The 16,121-nt window shown below is 73.0% G+C and carries 11 protein-coding genes and 4 tRNA genes; 9 read left to right on the forward strand and 6 right to left on the reverse strand.

What is annotated here, in order from left to right; all coding sequences use genetic code 11:
• Nucleotides 1-55: 55 nt before the first annotated feature.
• Both DEU31_RS10260 and DEU31_RS10265 read right to left on the reverse strand, forming a co-directional pair.
• Nucleotides 56-128 (reverse strand) — tRNA-Gly (locus tag DEU31_RS10260).
• 26 nt (nt 129-154) lie between these two features.
• A tRNA-Val gene (locus DEU31_RS10265) sits at nt 155-226 on the reverse strand.
• 413 nt (nt 227-639) lie between these two features.
• Here DEU31_RS10265 and DEU31_RS10270 point away from each other — a divergent pair.
• The 5 genes from DEU31_RS10270 (at nt 640) to treZ (ending at nt 7,613) form a co-directional block, all read left to right on the forward strand.
• Nucleotides 640-715, forward strand: a tRNA-Gly gene (locus DEU31_RS10270).
• A gap of 26 nt (nt 716-741) precedes the next feature.
• Nucleotides 742-816: transfer RNA gene (locus DEU31_RS10275), tRNA-Val, on the forward strand.
• A gap of 157 nt (nt 817-973) precedes the next feature.
• Nucleotides 974-3,139 (forward strand): glycogen debranching protein GlgX, encoded by a 2,166-nt coding sequence (gene glgX / locus DEU31_RS10280; RefSeq protein ID WP_133677022.1) that lies wholly within the window; start codon nt 974-976, stop codon nt 3,137-3,139.
• A gap of 23 nt (nt 3,140-3,162) precedes the next feature.
• A complete protein-coding gene (gene treY, locus DEU31_RS10285) occupies nt 3,163-5,790 on the forward strand; it encodes a malto-oligosyltrehalose synthase (protein WP_133677023.1) in 2,628 nt (875 codons plus the stop codon).
• Nucleotides 5,787-7,613 (forward strand): malto-oligosyltrehalose trehalohydrolase, encoded by a 1,827-nt coding sequence (gene treZ, locus DEU31_RS10290; RefSeq protein WP_133677024.1) that lies wholly within the window; start codon nt 5,787-5,789, stop codon nt 7,611-7,613. The genes treY and treZ overlap by 4 nt, the downstream gene beginning before the upstream one ends.
• Here treZ and zapE read toward each other — a convergent pair.
• A complete protein-coding gene (zapE, locus tag DEU31_RS10295) occupies nt 7,603-8,673 on the reverse strand; it encodes a cell division protein ZapE (protein WP_133677025.1) in 1,071 nt (356 codons plus the stop codon). The two genes, treZ and zapE, sit on opposite strands and share 11 nt — an antisense overlap.
• Before the next feature lie 140 nt (nt 8,674-8,813).
• On the opposite strand from zapE, the gene DEU31_RS10300 reads away from it, so the two are divergent.
• The gene (locus tag DEU31_RS10300) at nt 8,814-9,563 is read left to right on the forward strand and encodes a dihydrofolate reductase family protein (RefSeq protein ID WP_133677026.1); all 750 of its coding nucleotides are present in this window, start codon (nt 8,814-8,816) and stop codon (nt 9,561-9,563) included.
• Between the two features lie 45 nt (nt 9,564-9,608).
• On the opposite strand, the gene DEU31_RS10305 is transcribed toward DEU31_RS10300, so the two are convergent.
• Nucleotides 9,609-10,964, reverse strand: a complete 1,356-nt coding sequence (locus DEU31_RS10305) for a prolyl oligopeptidase family serine peptidase (RefSeq protein WP_133677027.1) — start codon at nt 10,962-10,964, stop codon at nt 9,609-9,611.
• Between the two features lie 124 nt (nt 10,965-11,088).
• Between DEU31_RS10305 and msrB the strand changes: the two genes are divergently transcribed.
• Genes msrB through DEU31_RS10320 form a run of 3 tightly spaced genes read left to right on the forward strand, consistent with a single transcriptional unit; the run spans nt 11,089 to nt 13,564 of the window.
• Entirely contained in the window at nt 11,089-11,529 is a 441-nt protein-coding gene (msrB, locus tag DEU31_RS10310) for a peptide-methionine (R)-S-oxide reductase MsrB (RefSeq protein ID WP_133677028.1), read from the forward strand.
• Between the two features lie 50 nt (nt 11,530-11,579).
• On the forward strand, nt 11,580-12,209 hold the full coding sequence (locus tag DEU31_RS10315; RefSeq protein ID WP_010552383.1) for a DUF3000 domain-containing protein: 630 nt from the start codon (nt 11,580-11,582) through the stop codon (nt 12,207-12,209).
• Complete coding sequence (locus DEU31_RS10320; protein WP_166649460.1) at nt 12,206-13,564, forward strand: HRDC domain-containing protein; 1,359 nt, start codon at nt 12,206-12,208, stop codon at nt 13,562-13,564. The genes DEU31_RS10315 and DEU31_RS10320 overlap by 4 nt, the downstream gene beginning before the upstream one ends.
• Nucleotides 13,565-13,581: 17 nt before the next feature.
• On the opposite strand, the gene DEU31_RS10325 is transcribed toward DEU31_RS10320, so the two are convergent.
• Together DEU31_RS10325 and DEU31_RS10330 are read right to left on the reverse strand one after the other, a co-directional pair.
• Nucleotides 13,582-14,250 (reverse strand): NUDIX hydrolase, encoded by a 669-nt coding sequence (locus tag DEU31_RS10325; RefSeq protein WP_133677029.1) that lies wholly within the window; start codon nt 14,248-14,250, stop codon nt 13,582-13,584.
• 65 nt (nt 14,251-14,315) lie between these two features.
• The gene (locus tag DEU31_RS10330; protein WP_133677030.1) at nt 14,316-16,121 is read right to left on the reverse strand and encodes a CTP synthase; all 1,806 of its coding nucleotides are present in this window, start codon (nt 16,119-16,121) and stop codon (nt 14,316-14,318) included.

Below are 16,121 nucleotides of genomic sequence, written 5' to 3' on the forward strand. Positions count from 1 at the left end.
ACGCATCATACGGAACAGCGCTCCCGACGCGAGGTCGGGAGCGCCGTTCCCCCGGAGCGGACGACCGGATTCGAACCGGCGACCCTCACCTTGGCAAGGTGATGCTCTACCAACTGAGCTACGTCCGCAGGACAGCGATCCGAGGATCCTGCCGTGGGCGATACTGGGATCGAACCAGTGACCTCTTCCGTGTGAAGGAAGCGCGCTACCGCTGCGCCAATCGCCCTGAGGTGATGTCCGCTCTCTCGATCGGACTTGAAGAAGCTTACATGCTCCCGACGGGTGCTCGCGCCACTTCTGGATGTGACCTGCGTCCCGGTCGGTCGGAGCGGCGTCGGACCCGACGAGCCGACCCTCCGGCCCCGCCGGCACCCGGACCCCATCGCCCCCCCCCCCGATCCGATCGCACGGACGCGCCGCCGATCCGACTGCACGGGCGCGCCGCGCCCGTGAGGCGCGAGGGCGGAGCGCGGGCGCGGTCCGCGCCCCTCGCGCCCCGAAGCCCCGGCCGACCGGCCGACACGAGCACTCCGCACACCCCGACCCTGCCGCCCGTGACCTCGGACACTGAACGCCGTCCGGGTTTGCGCCGGGGGTCGGGACGCGCCTAAGGTAACTCCTCGTCGGCCCAGCCGATGTGCGGACGTAGCTCAGTTGGTAGAGCATCACCTTGCCAAGGTGAGGGTCGCCGGTTCGAATCCGGTCGTCCGCTCCATCCCTCCCCCGCGCCTCCGGCGCGACGGGCGATTGGCGCAGCGGTAGCGCGCTTCCCTGACACGGAAGAGGTCACTGGTTCGATCCCAGTATCGCCCACCATGCAAGGCCCCGGCTCCGGCCGGGGCCTTTCTCGTCCCCTGCCCCGGCGGCGACCCCGTCCCCTCCTGTGCCGTGTCCGGCCCCGCGGAAGTATCACGATCGGGCCCGCCTCGCCGCGCACCGATCCCAGCCCGCCCGCGCGCATTACTGTGGGGCCATGCAGATCTGGACAGGTAAGTCGTATCCCCTCGGCGCCACGTTCGACGGCTCGGGCACCAACTTCGCACTCTTCTCCGAGGCGGCCGAGCGGGTGGAGCTGTGCCTGTTCGACGAGGACGGCGCCGAGCGGCGCATCGAGGTCACCGAGGTCGACGCCTTCGTGTGGCACGTCTACCTCCCCGCGGTCCAGCCCGGCCAGCGCTACGGCTACCGCGTGCACGGGCCCTTCGACCCCAGCGCAGGACTGCGCTGCGACCCCTCGAAGCTGCTGCTGGACCCGTACGCGAAGGCGATCGCCGGCATGGCCAGCAACCATCCCTCGCTGTACAGCTACGACTTCGAGGATCCCGAGAAGCGCAACACCGAGGACTCTGCCGCCCACACCATGCACTCGGTCGTGGTCTCCCCCTTCTTCGACTGGGGCAACGACCATCCGCCGGCGCACGAGTACCACGACACCGTGATCTACGAAGCGCACGTCAAGGGCCTGACGATGCTGCACCCGGAGATCGACGACAACATCCGCGGCACCTACGTCGCGATGGGCCATCCCGCCGTGATCGAGCACCTCAAGGAGCTGGGCGTCACCGCGGTCGAGCTGATGCCGGTCCACCAGTTCGTGCAGGACGGCCATCTCGTCGAGAAGGGGCTGCGCAACTACTGGGGCTACAACACGATCGGCTTCTTCGCACCGCACAACGAGTACGCCTATGCGGGCGATCTGGGCCAGCAGGTCCAGGAGTTCAAGCAGATGGTCAAGAACCTCCACGAGGCGGGCATCGAGGTCATCCTCGACGTGGTCTACAACCACACCGCCGAGGGGAACCACCTGGGCCCCACCCTGTGCTTCCGCGGCATCGACAACAGCGCCTACTACCGCCTGGTCGAGGGCGACGAGGCGCACTACTACGACACCACCGGCACCGGGAACTCGCTGCTGATGCGCACCCCGCACGTGCTGCAGCTGATCATGGACTCGCTGCGCTACTGGGTCACCGAGATGCACGTGGACGGCTTCCGCTTCGACCTCGCCTCGACCCTCGCGCGCGAGCTGCACGAGGTGGACCGGCTCTCCGCCTTCTTCGACATCATCCAGCAGGACCCGATCATCTCCCAGGTCAAGCTCATCGCCGAGCCGTGGGACCTGGGCGAGGGCGGCTACCAGGTGGGAGGCTTCCCGCCGCTGTGGTCGGAGTGGAACGGCCGCTATCGCGACTCGGTGCGGGACTTCCACCGCTCGGAGCCGGGCACCGTCGGCGACTTCACCTCGCGCCTGGCCGGCAGCTCGGACCTCTACCAGCACACCGGCCGCACTCCGATCGCGTCGATCAACTTCGTCACCGCCCACGACGGGTTCACGATGCGGGACCTCGTCTCATACAACGAGCGGCACAACGAGGCCAATCAGGAGGGCGGCGGCGACGGGGAGAGCCACAACCGCTCCTGGAACTCGGGAGTCGAGGGCGACACCGACGACGAGGCCGTGCTCGCCCTGCGCAAGCGCCGGGCCAAGAACCTCATGGCCACGCTGCTGGTCAGCCAGGGCGTGCCGATGATCCTGCACGGCGACGAGATGGGACGCACCCAGCAGGGCAACAACAACACCTACTGCCAGGACAACGAGCTGTCGTGGGTGGACTGGGAGCTCGACGAGCACCAGGAGGAGATGCTCTGGTTCACCCAGCGCATGATCGCGCTGCGCCGCGAGCACCCGATCTTCCGCCGGCGCCGCTTCCTGCAGGGCGTGGTGCGCGAGGACGCCGGCTCCGTGCTCAAGGACGTGGAGTGGCTGGGCACCGACGGGGAGCCGATGACCGAGGAGGAGTGGAACGATCCTCAGAACAAGTGCCTGACCATGTTCCTCAACGGCTCCGCGATCCCCGAGCCCAACTCCCGCGGCGAACGGATCGAGGGCGACTCGGCGCTGGTGGTGTTCAACGCCTCCGGCAACGACGTCGATGTCGTGCTGCCCGGCGAGGAGTACGGCGCCGAGTGGGAGGTCGTGCTCGGCACGGGCGACACCATCGACGTCGGCTCCGTCTTCGACGCCGGCCAGCAGGTCGTCCGCCCCGGCCATTCGATGCTGATCCTCATGCGGCCCCCGGAGACTGGCGAGGACGAGGAGCGCGCCGCCGACGACCTCGAGCGCACGGTCCGCGCCTGACCCACAAGAAGGAGAGCCCCGCAGTGAGCCTCGAGACCGGTCCCCGTCCCACGACCCGGGAGACGCCGTCCCGGCGCTCCCGACCCGCCGTCACCGGGGCCCAGCCCGCGGTGCGCCGGGTCCCGACCTCGACCTACCGCCTGCAGCTGCACGCCGGCTTCACCGCCGACGACGCGGCGGAGATCGTGCCCTATCTCGCCCGGCTCGGCGTGGGGCACCTGTTCTGCTCCCCCGTGCTGCAGGCCGCGCCCGGCTCGACCCACGGCTACGACGTCGTGGACCACACCCGCATCAGCGAGGAGATCGGCGGGGAGGAGGCGCTGCACCGCCTCGCCGAGGCCGCCCACTCCCACGGGATGGGGATCGTCGTGGACGTCGTCCCCAACCACATGTCGATCCCGACCCCGATCTGGCACAACCGGGCACTGTGGTCGGTGCTGCGCGACGGCACCGCCTCCCCCTTCGCCGAGTGGTTCGACCTCGAGCTCTCCGGCGAGCGCTCGGTGCTCGTGCCGGTGCTGGGACGGCCCATCGGGGCGGTCCTCGCCGACGGGGAGATCACGATGGGCGTCGAGGAGGTCCCGCAGGCCGACGGGTCGGTCGCCGAGGAGACCGTGGTGCGCTACTACGACCACGTGCTGCCCGTCGCCGCCGGCACCGAGCACCTCGGGCTCGCCGATCTGCTGGACCGCCAGTGGTATCGGCTCGCGTACTGGAAGGTCTCCGACGAGGAGCTGAACTACCGGCGCTTCTTCGACGTGGACACCCTCGCCGCGGTGCGGGTCGAGGACCCCGCCGTGTTCGAGGCGACCCATCGCACGCTGCTGCAGCTGCAGGGCGAGGGCGTGATCGACGGCTACCGGATCGACCATCCCGACGGCCTCTCCGATCCTCGCGGCTACCTGCGCGATCTCGAGCGCGCGACCGACGGGGCCTGGACCGTGATCGAGAAGATCCTCGAGGGCGAGGAGCACCTGCCCGGCGACTTCCCCTGCGCGGGCACGACCGGCTACGACGCGCTGTGGCGGGTGACGGGCCTGTTCCACGACCCGCACGGCGCGCTGGGCCTGACCCATCTGTGGCAGCGGCGCACCGGTGACCTGCGCCCCTTCGAGGAGGTCGCCGCCGAGTCCACGGACCTCGTGGTCACCACCAGCCTGTGGGCCGAGATCGAACGGCTGACCGCGCTGATCCACGGGATCTGCCAGGACGACATCCGCCTGCGCGACACCACGCGGCGCAACATCCAGAAGGTCGTCGTCGCGCTGCTGACCTCGATGGACCGCTACCGCGCCTACATCGTCCCGGGCGAGCCCGCCCCCGGCGCCGAGCGGGCCGTGATCGAGCAGGCCGCGGCGCGGGCACAGGCCCGGCTCGGGGACGACGAGGACCTCGCCGCGACCCTCGAGCTGGTCGTCGCCCTGGTGTGCGGGGACGAGGCGGGCAGCGCGGGGCGCAGCCGCAGCGCCGAGCGCGACGAGGTCGTGGTCCGCTTCGCGCAGACCTGCGGCCCCGTCCACGCCAAGGGGCTCGAGGACACCGCGTTCTACCGCTACACCCGCTTCCTGGCCGTGAACGAGGTGGGCTCGGACCCGGAGCGGATCGGGGTCGAGTCGGATGTGCTGCACGACCACGCCCTGCACATGGTGCGCACCCGGCCCGATGCGATGACCACCCTGTCCACCCACGACACCAAGCGCAGCGAGGACGTGCGGGCGCGCCTGGCCGTCCTCACCGAGCAGCCGCTCGAGTGGGCGCTGGTGGTGCAGGACCTGGATCGGGCGACCTCCGCGCATCGCGGCGACCGGGTCGACGGGGCGATCGAGCTGCTGCTGTGGCAGACCCTGGCCGCCTGCTGGGAGCTGCCCGGCTCCGGGGCCGCGCCGCTGGACGCCGACCGGCTCGAGGGCTATCTCGCCAAGGCGATGCGCGAGGCGAAGACCCACACCACCTGGACCGAGCAGGACGCCGAGTACGAGCGCGAGGTGCAGGCCCTGGGGCGAGCGGCGCTGGAGTCCGAGGAGGTCGCCGCGATCCTCGCCGACTGGACCCGGCGCACGGCCGCCGTGCAGCGCGCCGCGATCCTCGGCCAGAAGCTCGTGCAGCTCACAATGCCGGGCGTCCCCGACGTCTACCAGGGCAACGAGAGCGTGGACCTCTCCCTGGTGGACCCCGACAACCGCCGCGAGGTCGACCACGCCGCGCACGCCGCCCGCCTGGGACGGATGATCGAGGGCGCCCGTCCCGAGGGGATCGGCGACGAGAAGCTGTGGCTGACCCACCGTGCACTGGTGCTGCGCCGGGAGCGGCCGGACCTGTTCCAGGGCCGGGACGCCGCCTACCACCCGCTGCCCACCACGACCGGCCATGCCGTCGCCTTCGGCCGCGCGTGCGGCGAGGGGCCGGTCGAGGTGGTCACCGTCGTCACCCGGCTCGCGCACGGGCTCGCCCAGCGCGGCGGCTGGGGCGAGAGCCGGATCGGCCTGCCCGAGGGCCGCTGGCGCGACGTGCTCGGCGGCGCGGAGCACGAGGGCGGGATGGTCCCGCTGGTCGAGCTGCTGGACGACAGCCCCGTCGCGCTGCTGGTGCGCGTCGGCGCCACCCCGACCGGTGCCCTGCCGGTCCCCCACCCCCTGGAGGAGACGCGATGACTGCCGCCCCCCGCCCCTCGACGCCGCCGCAGCCCCGGACCCCGCTCGGCGGGATGGACCGCTATCGCGTGTGGGCCCCGTCGGCCGACGCCGTGGAGATCCGCGTGGACGGGACCGTGCACACCATGGCCCCGGCCGGGGAGGGATGGTTCGAGCTGTCGGACCCGGCGCCCGTGGCGGGGGCGCGCTATGCCTTCCGACTCGACGACGGGGAGCTGTGGCTGCCGGATCCCCGGTCGCTGTCCCAGCCGGACGGCGTCCACGCCGCGAGCGAGGTCGTCGACGCGCAGGCGCTCGCGCCGTCACCGGGATGGGAGGGCAGGGACCTGCGCGGGGCCGTGCTCTACGAGCTGCACGTGGGCACCTTCGCCCCGGGTCCGGACGGCGCCGGCGGCACCCTCGACACCGCGATCGAGCGGCTCGACGCGCTGGTCGAGCTCGGCGTGGACGCGGTCGAGCTGATGCCGCTGGCGACCTTCCCCGGCGAGCGCGGCTGGGGCTACGACGGAGTGGGGCTGTACGCCGTGCACTCCGCCTACGGCGGGCCGGAGGCGCTGGCCCGCTTCGTGCGCGCCGCCCACGACCGCGGCCTCGCCGTCGTGCTGGACGTGGTCCACAACCACCTGGGCCCCTCGGGGAACTACCTGGGCATGTTCGGCCCGTACTTCACGGACCGCCACGAGACGCCCTGGGGCGAGGCGGTGAACCTCGACCAGCCCGGCTCCCGCCAGGTGCGCGACTTCCTGCTGGGAAGCGCCCGGCAGTGGCTGGTGGAGCTGGGGCTGGACGGGCTGCGGCTCGACGCTGTCCACGAGCTGAAGGACGACTCCACTCCGCACTTCCTCGCCGAGCTCTCCGGCGCCGTCGCCGCCTGGCAGGAGGAGACCGGACGCCCCCTCGCCCTGATCGCCGAATCGGATCGCAACCAGCCCGCGACCGTCACACCGACGGGCGCGGGAGGCCTGGGGATGGACATGCAGTGGGCCGACGACGTGCACCACGCCGTGCACGCCTGGGCCACCGGCGAGCGCGCCGGCTACTACGCCGACTTCGGCGACGCCGACGTGCTCGCCGCCGTCCTGCCGGGCATCTTCCTGCACGCCGGCACGTACTCGAGCTTCCGCGGCCGGGTGTGGGGCGCGCCGGTGGACCCCGCCTCCCCCGACTACGACGGCCACTCCTTCGTCACCTTCCTGCAGGACCACGACCAGGTCGGCAACCGCGCCGCCGGCGACCGGATCCACCACGGCATATCCTCGGGCGCGCATGCCGCCGCGATCGCGCTGATCCTGCTGGGCCCGGGCACGCCGATGCTCTTCCAGGGCGAGGAATGGGCGGCCTCGACCCCCTTCGCCTTCTTCACCGACCACGACGACGAGCTCGGGCCCCTGGTCAGCGTCGGCCGCGCCGAGGAGTTCGCGGCGATGGGCTGGGCCGCGGAGGTGCCCGACCCGCAGCAGCGCTCGACCTTCGTCGGCTCGCAGCTGCGCTGGGAGGAGCGCGCCGAGGGCGAGCACGGGCGGATGCTGGAGTGGTACCGGGAGCTGATCGCGATGCGCCGCGCGCACGAGGCGCTGCGCTCGGGCGATCTGGCCGCGACCCGCGTCGAGGTGCTCGCCGAGGAGACGGTGCTGATGCATCGCGGGGAGCTCTCGGTGCTCGCCCACCTCGGCCCGGGCGCGCTCGCCGCGGCCGACGGGCGGGTGCTCCACGCCGAGGAGGTGCTGGGCTCCTTCGGGCCGCTCCGTCACGGACAGGACGGGGGCGTGCACCTGGACGGTGCGGGAGCGGCCGTGCTGCGCGGGGCGCGCCTCAGCGGCTGAGGACGAGCCCGTCCCGGGCGAGGGAGGCCAGGCGCGACAGCGCCCGGAGGTACTTCTTGCGATACCCGGAGCGCAGCAGCTCGGCGGAGAACAGGTCCTCGAGCACACCGTCCCCGGGCTCGCTCGCCGCGGCCCGGCCGTCGGCGTCCGCGCCGCCCGCCGGGGCGAGGGAGAGGAGCACCGGGACCTCCCGGTCGTAGAGCCGGTCCACGAGCACCACGAAGCGCAGCGCGTCGTGGTGGTGCGTGAGCCCGTGCACCCCGGTGAGGTGCGCGGCGGCGACCTCGTCGATCAGGGCGCCGTAGCGGGAGGGGTGGACGCGCATGAGATGCGCGAGCAGCTCGTCGAAGACGTCGAGGGTCGCGCCGTCCTGCGCCGCGGCGTGCTCGCGCACCTCCTGCTCGGGCAGGGCGGAGATCTCGGCGACCCCGTCGCGGCGCCGGTAGTCCTCGCCGTCGATCCGCAGCACCTCGAAGCGCTCGGCCATCGCCTGGATCTCCCGCAGGAAGTCCTGGGCGGCGAAGCGACCCTCGCCGAGCGCGTCGGGGAGCGTGTTGGAGGTCGCGACGATGGAGACGCCCCGGTCGGAGAGCTCCCGGATCAGCCGCGTCATGAGCAGGGTGTCGCCGGGGTCGTCGAGCTCGAACTCGTCGATGCAGACGAGGCGCGAGGCCCCCAGCAGGTCCACGGCCTTCTGGAAGCCGAGCGCGCCGACCAGGTCGGTGTACTCCACGAAGGTGCCGTAGACCTTCTCCCCCTCGACCGCGTGGAAGAGCGAGGTGAGCAGGTGGGTCTTGCCCACGCCGAAGCCGCCGTCGAGGTAGATGCCGCGGGCCGCCTCGCTGCGTCGGCGCAGCCGGGAGAGGAATCCGCCGCGCGGCCGGTCGAGGGCGGCGGAGAAGGCGGAGACGCGCTCCTTGGCCTCCTGCTGGGAGGGGTGCGCGGGGTCGGGGACGTAGTTCTCCAGGCGCGCCTGCGCGAAGCGGGGCGGGGGCACGAGGTCCGCGAGCAGTCGTTCGAGGGTCGGTTCGGGGCGACGGTCGCAGAGGGAGTCGGTCACGCCGGTCAGTGTAGGGCGCATCCCGCACCGCGTGCCGTGCCCCGGGCGGTTCCCCGGTGCGCGATGATCGAGGACACACCCTCCGGCCATGCTCCGGAGCGGCATGTCCCGTCCCGCCCGTCCTGTGCGAAGGAGTCCCCGTGCACCTGCTGCTGCGCGACGGCGCCCCGCTGCCCTCCCCCGTGCCCGTCCCGGCCGACGCCGAGGGCGCCCGCGCGCTCGCCGCGCTGTACGCCGCCCCGGAGCTCCCGCCGGGCGCCGTGCACGTGCGCGCGATGATGACCACCACGATCGACGGCGCGATCGCGGGGGCCGACGGGACCTCGGGCTCGCTCCACGACCCCGACGACTCGTTCCTGTTCTCCGTGCTGCGGGCGCTCGCCGACGTGGTGCTCGTGGGGGCGGCGACCGTGCGGGCGGAGGACTACCGCGGCGTGCGCGGCCGCGAGGACCTGCTGCGGCCCTCCCTCCGTCCTGGCGGCGCCCCGCGACCTGCGCTCGCGATCTGGTCGCGCAGCGGGGAGCTGCCGGACTACGTCGACCCCGATCAGCCGACCTATCTGCTCACTCCGTCGGCCGGGGCGGGAGAGGCGGCAGAGCGCTCGGGCCTGCCCGCCGCGCAGGTGCTCGCCGCCGACTCCGCGGAGGAGGCGGTCGAGGTGCTCGCCGCCCGGGGGATGCGGCTGATCCAGGCCGAGGGCGGACCGTCGGCCCTCGCCCGGCTGGCGGAGGCGGAGCTGCTGGACGAGCTGTGCTTCACCACCGCGCACCGCACCGTCGGCGGACCCTCCCCGCGCGTGCTCGACGGCGCCCCGCACCAGACGCGCTGGACGCTGGAGTCCCTGCTGCTGGGCGAGGGCGCGACGCTGTCGCGCTACCGGCGGGACTGAGCACGCCCGGTCGGGGCGCGACCGGGGCCCTCGGGGCTCGACCGCTCAGAGACGCAGCCCGATCGATCCCTCGAGCGCGGGCGCAGCGGGATCGCGCACCGGCACCTCGAGCGCGGCGGCCTGCTCCCCCAGACCGAGCGCATCGCCGAGGAAGTCGGCCAGCAGCCGCTCGTACCGGGCCGGGTCGCGATTCCACTCGCGGGTGTGGGAGGCGCCCTCGAAGGGTTCGAACTCGATCAGGTCCGGCCGCAGCGCAGCGAGATGCCGGCTCGGGGCGGGCGGCACCGTCGCATCGTCCAGGGCGTGGAAGAGGAGGGTGCGGTGGCGCAGGTGACGGCCGTAGTAGGCGGGGGTCATCTCGTGCAGCGCCAGAGGCTCGTGCAGGCGCACCATCCGCGCCCCGATGCTCGAGGTCATCATCCACATCGCGAGCCGCCGCATCGGGGCGGGGGCCTTCAGCGCGGTGGCGTGGTAGACGAGGATGTCCTGCCAGTCCACGGCCGGGGAGTCGAGCACGAGGGCCTCGATGAGGTCGCGGTGGGCCGAGCGCACGGAGGTGCGCAGCACGATCCCCCCGCCCATCGACCAGCCCACCAGCACGAGGCGCCGGGCGCCCTGGGCCACCGCGTACTCGATCGCCGCCTCGGTGTCCTCCCACTCGGCCGAGCCCAGGTGGTGCATCCGGTCCGCGGAGGCGGGGGCGCCGACGTCGTTGCGGTAGGTGATGGTGAGACTGGTCAGCCCCAGTCGGTGCAGGAGCGGGATCACGCGGAGCGCCTCGCCGCGGGCGGAGCCGTGGCCGTGCACCAGGATCGCCCAGGTGTCCTCCTGCCCCGGCACGGACCCCTCGGCCTCGTCGGGCCGCACGAGCCACGCCGGCATCGGGCCGACGGGCGAGCTGATCTCCACCTCCTCCGTCCCCAGCCCGTGCGCCGTCTGCGGCGTGCCGGCCCAGAAGAAGCCGTTGGACTTCGCCCGGTCCACGAGGAGCGGCTCGTCGGTGTCGCGGGCGAGCAGCGGCCGGGAGACGGTGGTCTGCGTGGGGTGATCGGCGACCGGTCCGAGCCGCACGTGCACGGTCCCGCCGGACTGGCGCAGCGCCAGCAGCCCGTCGCGCCGCGTGGTCGCGGAGGCGTCGAGGTGCACCCGGTCGGGGTGGACGGCGCGGACGGTGACGTCCGGCCGCCCGCGCAGGCTCTCCCGCGGCACCAGCGGCAGTCGGGCCATGACCCGGGCGCCGACGGTGAGCAGCCCTGCGCTGAGCGCGAACGCCCCGGCGGCCCCGGTGATCCCGTAGCCCGCCACGTGGGACCATCGCGCCTGGTCAGGGCGTGCGGCCAGGAGCCGCTCGCGAAGGGTCACAGCCGTGGTCGGACGGTTCCGGAAGAGGTCGCGCGTCATATCGCGCATCCTATCGACGCACTACCATTGACCCTGAGAACACCCGTCCGCGCCGGCGGCGACGAGCCCGTCCCTGCCGGTCCGCGGCCCCAGGCGGCGCCAGGCGCCGCAGAGCGGAGGCATCATGTCCACCGATCCCATCGGCACCCGCCCCTACCCGGTCGCGATCAGCGAGGAGGAGTGGCGCGAGCGGCTCTCCCCCGCCGAGTACCAGGTGCTCCGCCAGGGCGGCACCGAGCGCCCCGGCAGCGGCGAGTACGAGGAGGTGCGTCCCGCCGGCACCTACGCCTGCCGCGCCTGCGGCGTCGAGCTGTTCACCGCCGAGACCCAGTTCGATGCCCACTGCGGCTGGCCGGCGTTCTACGCCCCGGGCGACGCCGACGCGGTGGAGCTGCTCGAGGACACCTCCCTCGGCATGCGCCGCATCGAGGTGCGCTGCGCGAACTGCGGCTCGCACCTCGGGCACGTCTTCGAGGGCGAGGGCTTCCCCACCCCCACCGACCAGCGCTACTGCATCAACTCGATCAGCCTGCTGCACAGCGACGACGCCGCCGACCGCGGCTGACCCCGGCGCGCCTGCCGGGCGGACGAGCACGCCGGGGATAGCCTCCCTGCGTGTCCGTCCATCGAATCCGCACCGGCGACGACACCTTCCGCGCCGCCATCGACGCCATGACCAGCGCTCCCCATCGCCCGGAGTTCACATGGCGCACCATCCCGGCCCCATCCCGGATGGCGCCCTCGACGTGGGCCTGCACCGGGGAGATCCTGGTCCATGACGACGAGCTCGCCTCCGGTCGACTGGTGGTCCTGCACGACCCGGCCGGCCAGGAGTCCTGGGACGGCACCTCGAGGATGGTCGCGCTGGTCCAGGCGCAGCTCGAGCCCGAGTTCGCGATCGAGTCGATGCTCGGCGACGTCGCCTGGTCCTGGGTGACCGAGTCCCTCGAGCTGCACGACGCCGACGCCCGGGAGCTCGGCTGCACAGCGACCCGCGTCGTCTCGCAGTCCTACGGCGCGCTCGCCTCACGGCCCTCCACGGTCGACGTCGAGATGCGGGTGTCGTGGACGCCGGAGCCCTCCGAAGACGGGGACCTCGCCCTCGCCCCGCACTTCGCGGCCTGGACCGCGATGCTCGCCGCCGCCGGAGGGCTGCCCCCGGCGCCCCCGCAGATCTCGGCGATCGCGCCCACCCACCATGCGCGAGCGCCCCGCACCGCGGAGGACGACGGGGAGCTGCGGTGAACGCCGCGAGCGACGCCTCCCCCGCCGATCACGCCGATCCTGCGGCGTCCCGCTCCCGCCGCCGCACCCGCACGCGCGGCCTTCGCCGCCCCCGCCCCCTCGAGACCACGGACAGCGCAGCCAGCACCCAGATGCCCCACGACACCGCCACCACTCCCGCCGCAGGACCCGAGCTGCGCGACCTCACCGCGCCCCGCGACGGCCTCGTGCCCGTGATCGACCGCATCCAGCCGCTGCTGGCCTGGTGCGAGGCGGCGGCCTCCGATCCCGCCGAGCCGGTCGCGGTGGACGCAGAGCGCGCCTCCAGCTACCGCTACAGCTCCCGCGCCTATCTGGTGCAGCTGCGCACCGAGGCGGCCGGGACCGCACTGATCGACCCGCTGGCGTTCACGATGCCGGGCACGCTGCGCACCCTTCTGGCCGAGCGCGAGTGGGTGCTGCATGCGGCCGGCCAGGATCTGCCGAGCCTGGCGGAGCTGGGCCTGCACCCGGGCGGCCTGTTCGACACCGAGCTCGCGGCGCGGCTGCTGGGCATGGAGCGGGTCGGGCTCGGCGCGGTGGTCGAGGACACCCTCGGGCTGCGCCTGGCCAAGGAGCACTCCGCCGCGGACTGGTCGAAGCGGCCGCTGCCGGAGAGCTGGCTGGTCTACGCCGCGCTCGACGTCGAGGTGCTGGTCCAGGTGCGGGACGTGCTGGCGCAGCGCCTCGAGGAGGCGGGCAAGGCGGACTGGGCCGCCCAGGAGTTCGCCCACGAGCGCACCCGCGAGCACGGTCCCACCCGCTCTTCGAGCTGGCGGGGGCTGCACGGCCTGGGCGCCCTGCGCACCGTGCGGCAGCTCGCGGCGGCGCGGGAGATGTGGACCCGCCGCGACGAGCTCGCGAGCGAGGCGGACCTCTCCCCGCACCGGGTGATCAAGGACCGCGACCTCGTCGCCGCCGCGAAGGAGGCGCCGCGCGGGAGGGAGGCCTTCGACCGGGCGCTGCCGTCGAAGATGCGGCACAAGGACCGCTGGTGGCAGGTCGCCCGCTCGGGCATCGAGCTGCCCGCCTCGCATCTGCCGGAGCGCTCCGAGCGGTCCTATCCCCCGCCCCACAAGCTCTGGGCCAAGAAGCATCCCGAAGTGGCCGAGCGCTACCAGCTGGTGCGCGCCGCGGTGAACGAGCGCGCCGAGGATCTCGAGATGCCGCCGGAGAACCTCCTCCAGCCCGCGCTGCTGCGCCAGTGGGTGTGGGAGCACGAGCAGGCCGGGACCGAGGCGGAGGTCGAGCAGGCGCTGCGCGACCTGGGCGCCCGTCCCTGGCAGGCGGAGCAGTCCGCGCCGGTGATCCACCGGGCGCTCGTCGAGTCCGTCTGAACCCGGGAAGCGCCCGCTCAGTCCCGTCCGGGCCGCTCCATGAACGGCGCGTCGGCGGGTCGCAGCGAGACCGCGGGGGATCCCCCGCCGCGCAGCGCCTGCAGGGCGAGCAGCGCGGCGACCGTGGTGCCGTTGGTGATCCTGCCCTCGAGCACTGCGGCGACGGCCTCGCCCAGCGGCACCCAGCGGCTGATCAGCTCCGCCTCCTCGTGGACGCGCTCGAACTCCTCCTCGCTCTCGCGCACGCCCTCGGCGAGGTAGACCCGGATCACCTCGTCGCTGCCGCCGGGGCTCGGGCGGAGGTCCACCAGGGTGGACATCCGCACCGGCTCGCAGCCGGCCTCCTCTGCGAGCTCGCGGGCGGCCGCGACATGGGGCGGCTCGCCGGCGAGATCGAGCAGCCCCGCCGGGATCTCCCAGAGCCGGTGGCCGACGGGATGGCGGTACTGGCGGATCAGCAGCACCCGGTCGGCCTCGTCCACGGCGAGGACCGCGACAGCGCCGGTGTGTCGGATGTACTCGCGGTCGAAGCGCACGCCCGGCGCGAAGTCGATCGTGTCGCGCACCAGGTCCCACACCATCCCCTCGTGCACCGTGCGGTGCGCGGCGACGGGGCGGAGGTCCGCGTCGTCGCGCAGCGGGTCCTCGCCGCCGTGCTGCGGGTGCTGGGTCGTGCCGTCGGTCATCGCCGCTCCGTCCTCGGTCGTCGCGGGCCGCCGGGAGGGGAGGTCCCGGCGCGCCCGCGCGGGTCTCAGTCCTGCTGGTCCTGGTCGTCCTCGCGCTCGGCGAGCTCGGGCACGGTCCCGTCGGGCTCCACCTCGAGCAGGCGGGTGGCCTTCTGGAGGTCGAGCGCCGCCCCGATCAGACCCGCGAACAGCGGATGGGCGCGGGTGGGGCGGGACTTCAGCTCGGGATGGGCCTGGGTGCCGATGTAGAACGGGTGCACCTCTGCGGGCAGCTCCACGAACTCGACCAGGGAGTGGTCCTCGGTCAGCTCGGAGACGCCGGAGATGCGCAGCCCCGCCTGCTCGAGCCGGTCGCGATAGGCGTTGTTGACCTCGTAGCGGTGACGGTGCCGCTCGGCGACCTCGGTGGTGCCGTACACCTCGGCGGCGAGGGAGCCCTCGGCGAGGGTGTGGTCGTACGAGCCGAGCCGCATGGTGCCGCCCAGGTCCCCGGCGCCGGAGACGATGTCCTCCTGCTCGGCCATGGTCGCGATGACGGGATGGGCGGTGTCGGGGTCGAACTCGGTGGAGTGCGCCCCCGTCAGGCCCAGCTCGGTGCGGGCGTACTCGATCACCATCGACTGCATGCCCAGGCAGAGGCCCAGCGCGGGCAGGCCGTGGGTGCGGGCGTGGCTCAGCGCGCCGACCTTCCCGTCCACGCCGCGCACGCCGAAGCCGCCGGGGACGACGATCGCGTCGACGTCCGCGAGCTGCTCGCGGGCCCCGTCCTCGCTCGCGCACAGGTCCGACTCGACCCAGCGGATCGTGACCTTCGCGCTGTGGTGGAAGCCGCCGGCGCGCAGCGCCTCGGTGACCGAGAGGTATGCGTCGGGCAGGTCGACGTACTTGCCGACCAGGGCGACGGTGACCTCGTAGGCGGGATGCTGGACGCGGCGCAGCAGCTCCTCCCACTGGCTCCAGTCCACGTCGTGGCTGAGCAGGTCCAGGCGCCGGATCGCATAGGCGTCCAGGCCCTCGCCGTGCAGCACGAGCGGGATCTCGTAGATGGAGGGGGCGTCGGCGCAGGTGACGACCGCGTCGATGTCCACGTCGCACATCGAGGAGATCTTGGACTTCACGGAGGCGGGCAGCGCCCGGTCGGCGCGCAGCACGATCGCGTCGGGCTGGATGCCGATGCTGCGCAGTGCGGCGACGGAGTGCTGGGTGGGCTTGGTCTTCAACTCCTGGGACGGGCCGATGAAGGGCACCAGGGAGACGTGCACGAAGAACACGTTCTCGCGGCCGATGTCCTGGCGGACCTGGCGCGCGGCCTCGAGGAAGGGCTGGGACTCGATGTCGCCGACGGTGCCGCCGACCTCGGTGATGATCACGTCCACGTCGTCACCGGCCTGGGAGCGCATCGACTCCTTGATCTGGTTGGTGATGTGCGGGATGACCTGCACGGTGTCGCCGAGGTACTCGCCGCGGCGCTCCTTGGCGATCACGGTGGAGTAGACCTGGCCGGTGGTCACGTTCGCGTTCGCGGAGAGGTTCTCGTCGAGGAACCGCTCGTAATGGCCGATGTCGAGGTCGGTCTCGGCGCCGTCCTCGGTGACGAACACCTCGCCGTGCTGGAAGGGGTTCATCGTGCCCGGGTCCACGTTGAGGTACGGGTCGAGCTTCTGCATCGTCACGCGCAGCCCGCGGTTGCGCAGGAGCATCCCGAGGGAGGAAGCGGTCAGTCCCTTGCCGAGGCTGGAGACGACACCGCCGGTGACGAAGATGTGCTTGGTGGTGCCCTCGTTGCGGAAGGGCTTGGCCGATGCGGCCGCCCCGATCCGGGGGATGGGGCCGGTGCCGGTCTGGGGTGCGCTCGCGCTCGTGTCTGCCAC

The sequence above is a fragment of the Brachybacterium sp. AG952 genome (assembly GCF_004362645.1).
Lineage (GTDB): Bacteria > Actinomycetota > Actinomycetes > Actinomycetales > Dermabacteraceae > Brachybacterium > Brachybacterium conglomeratum.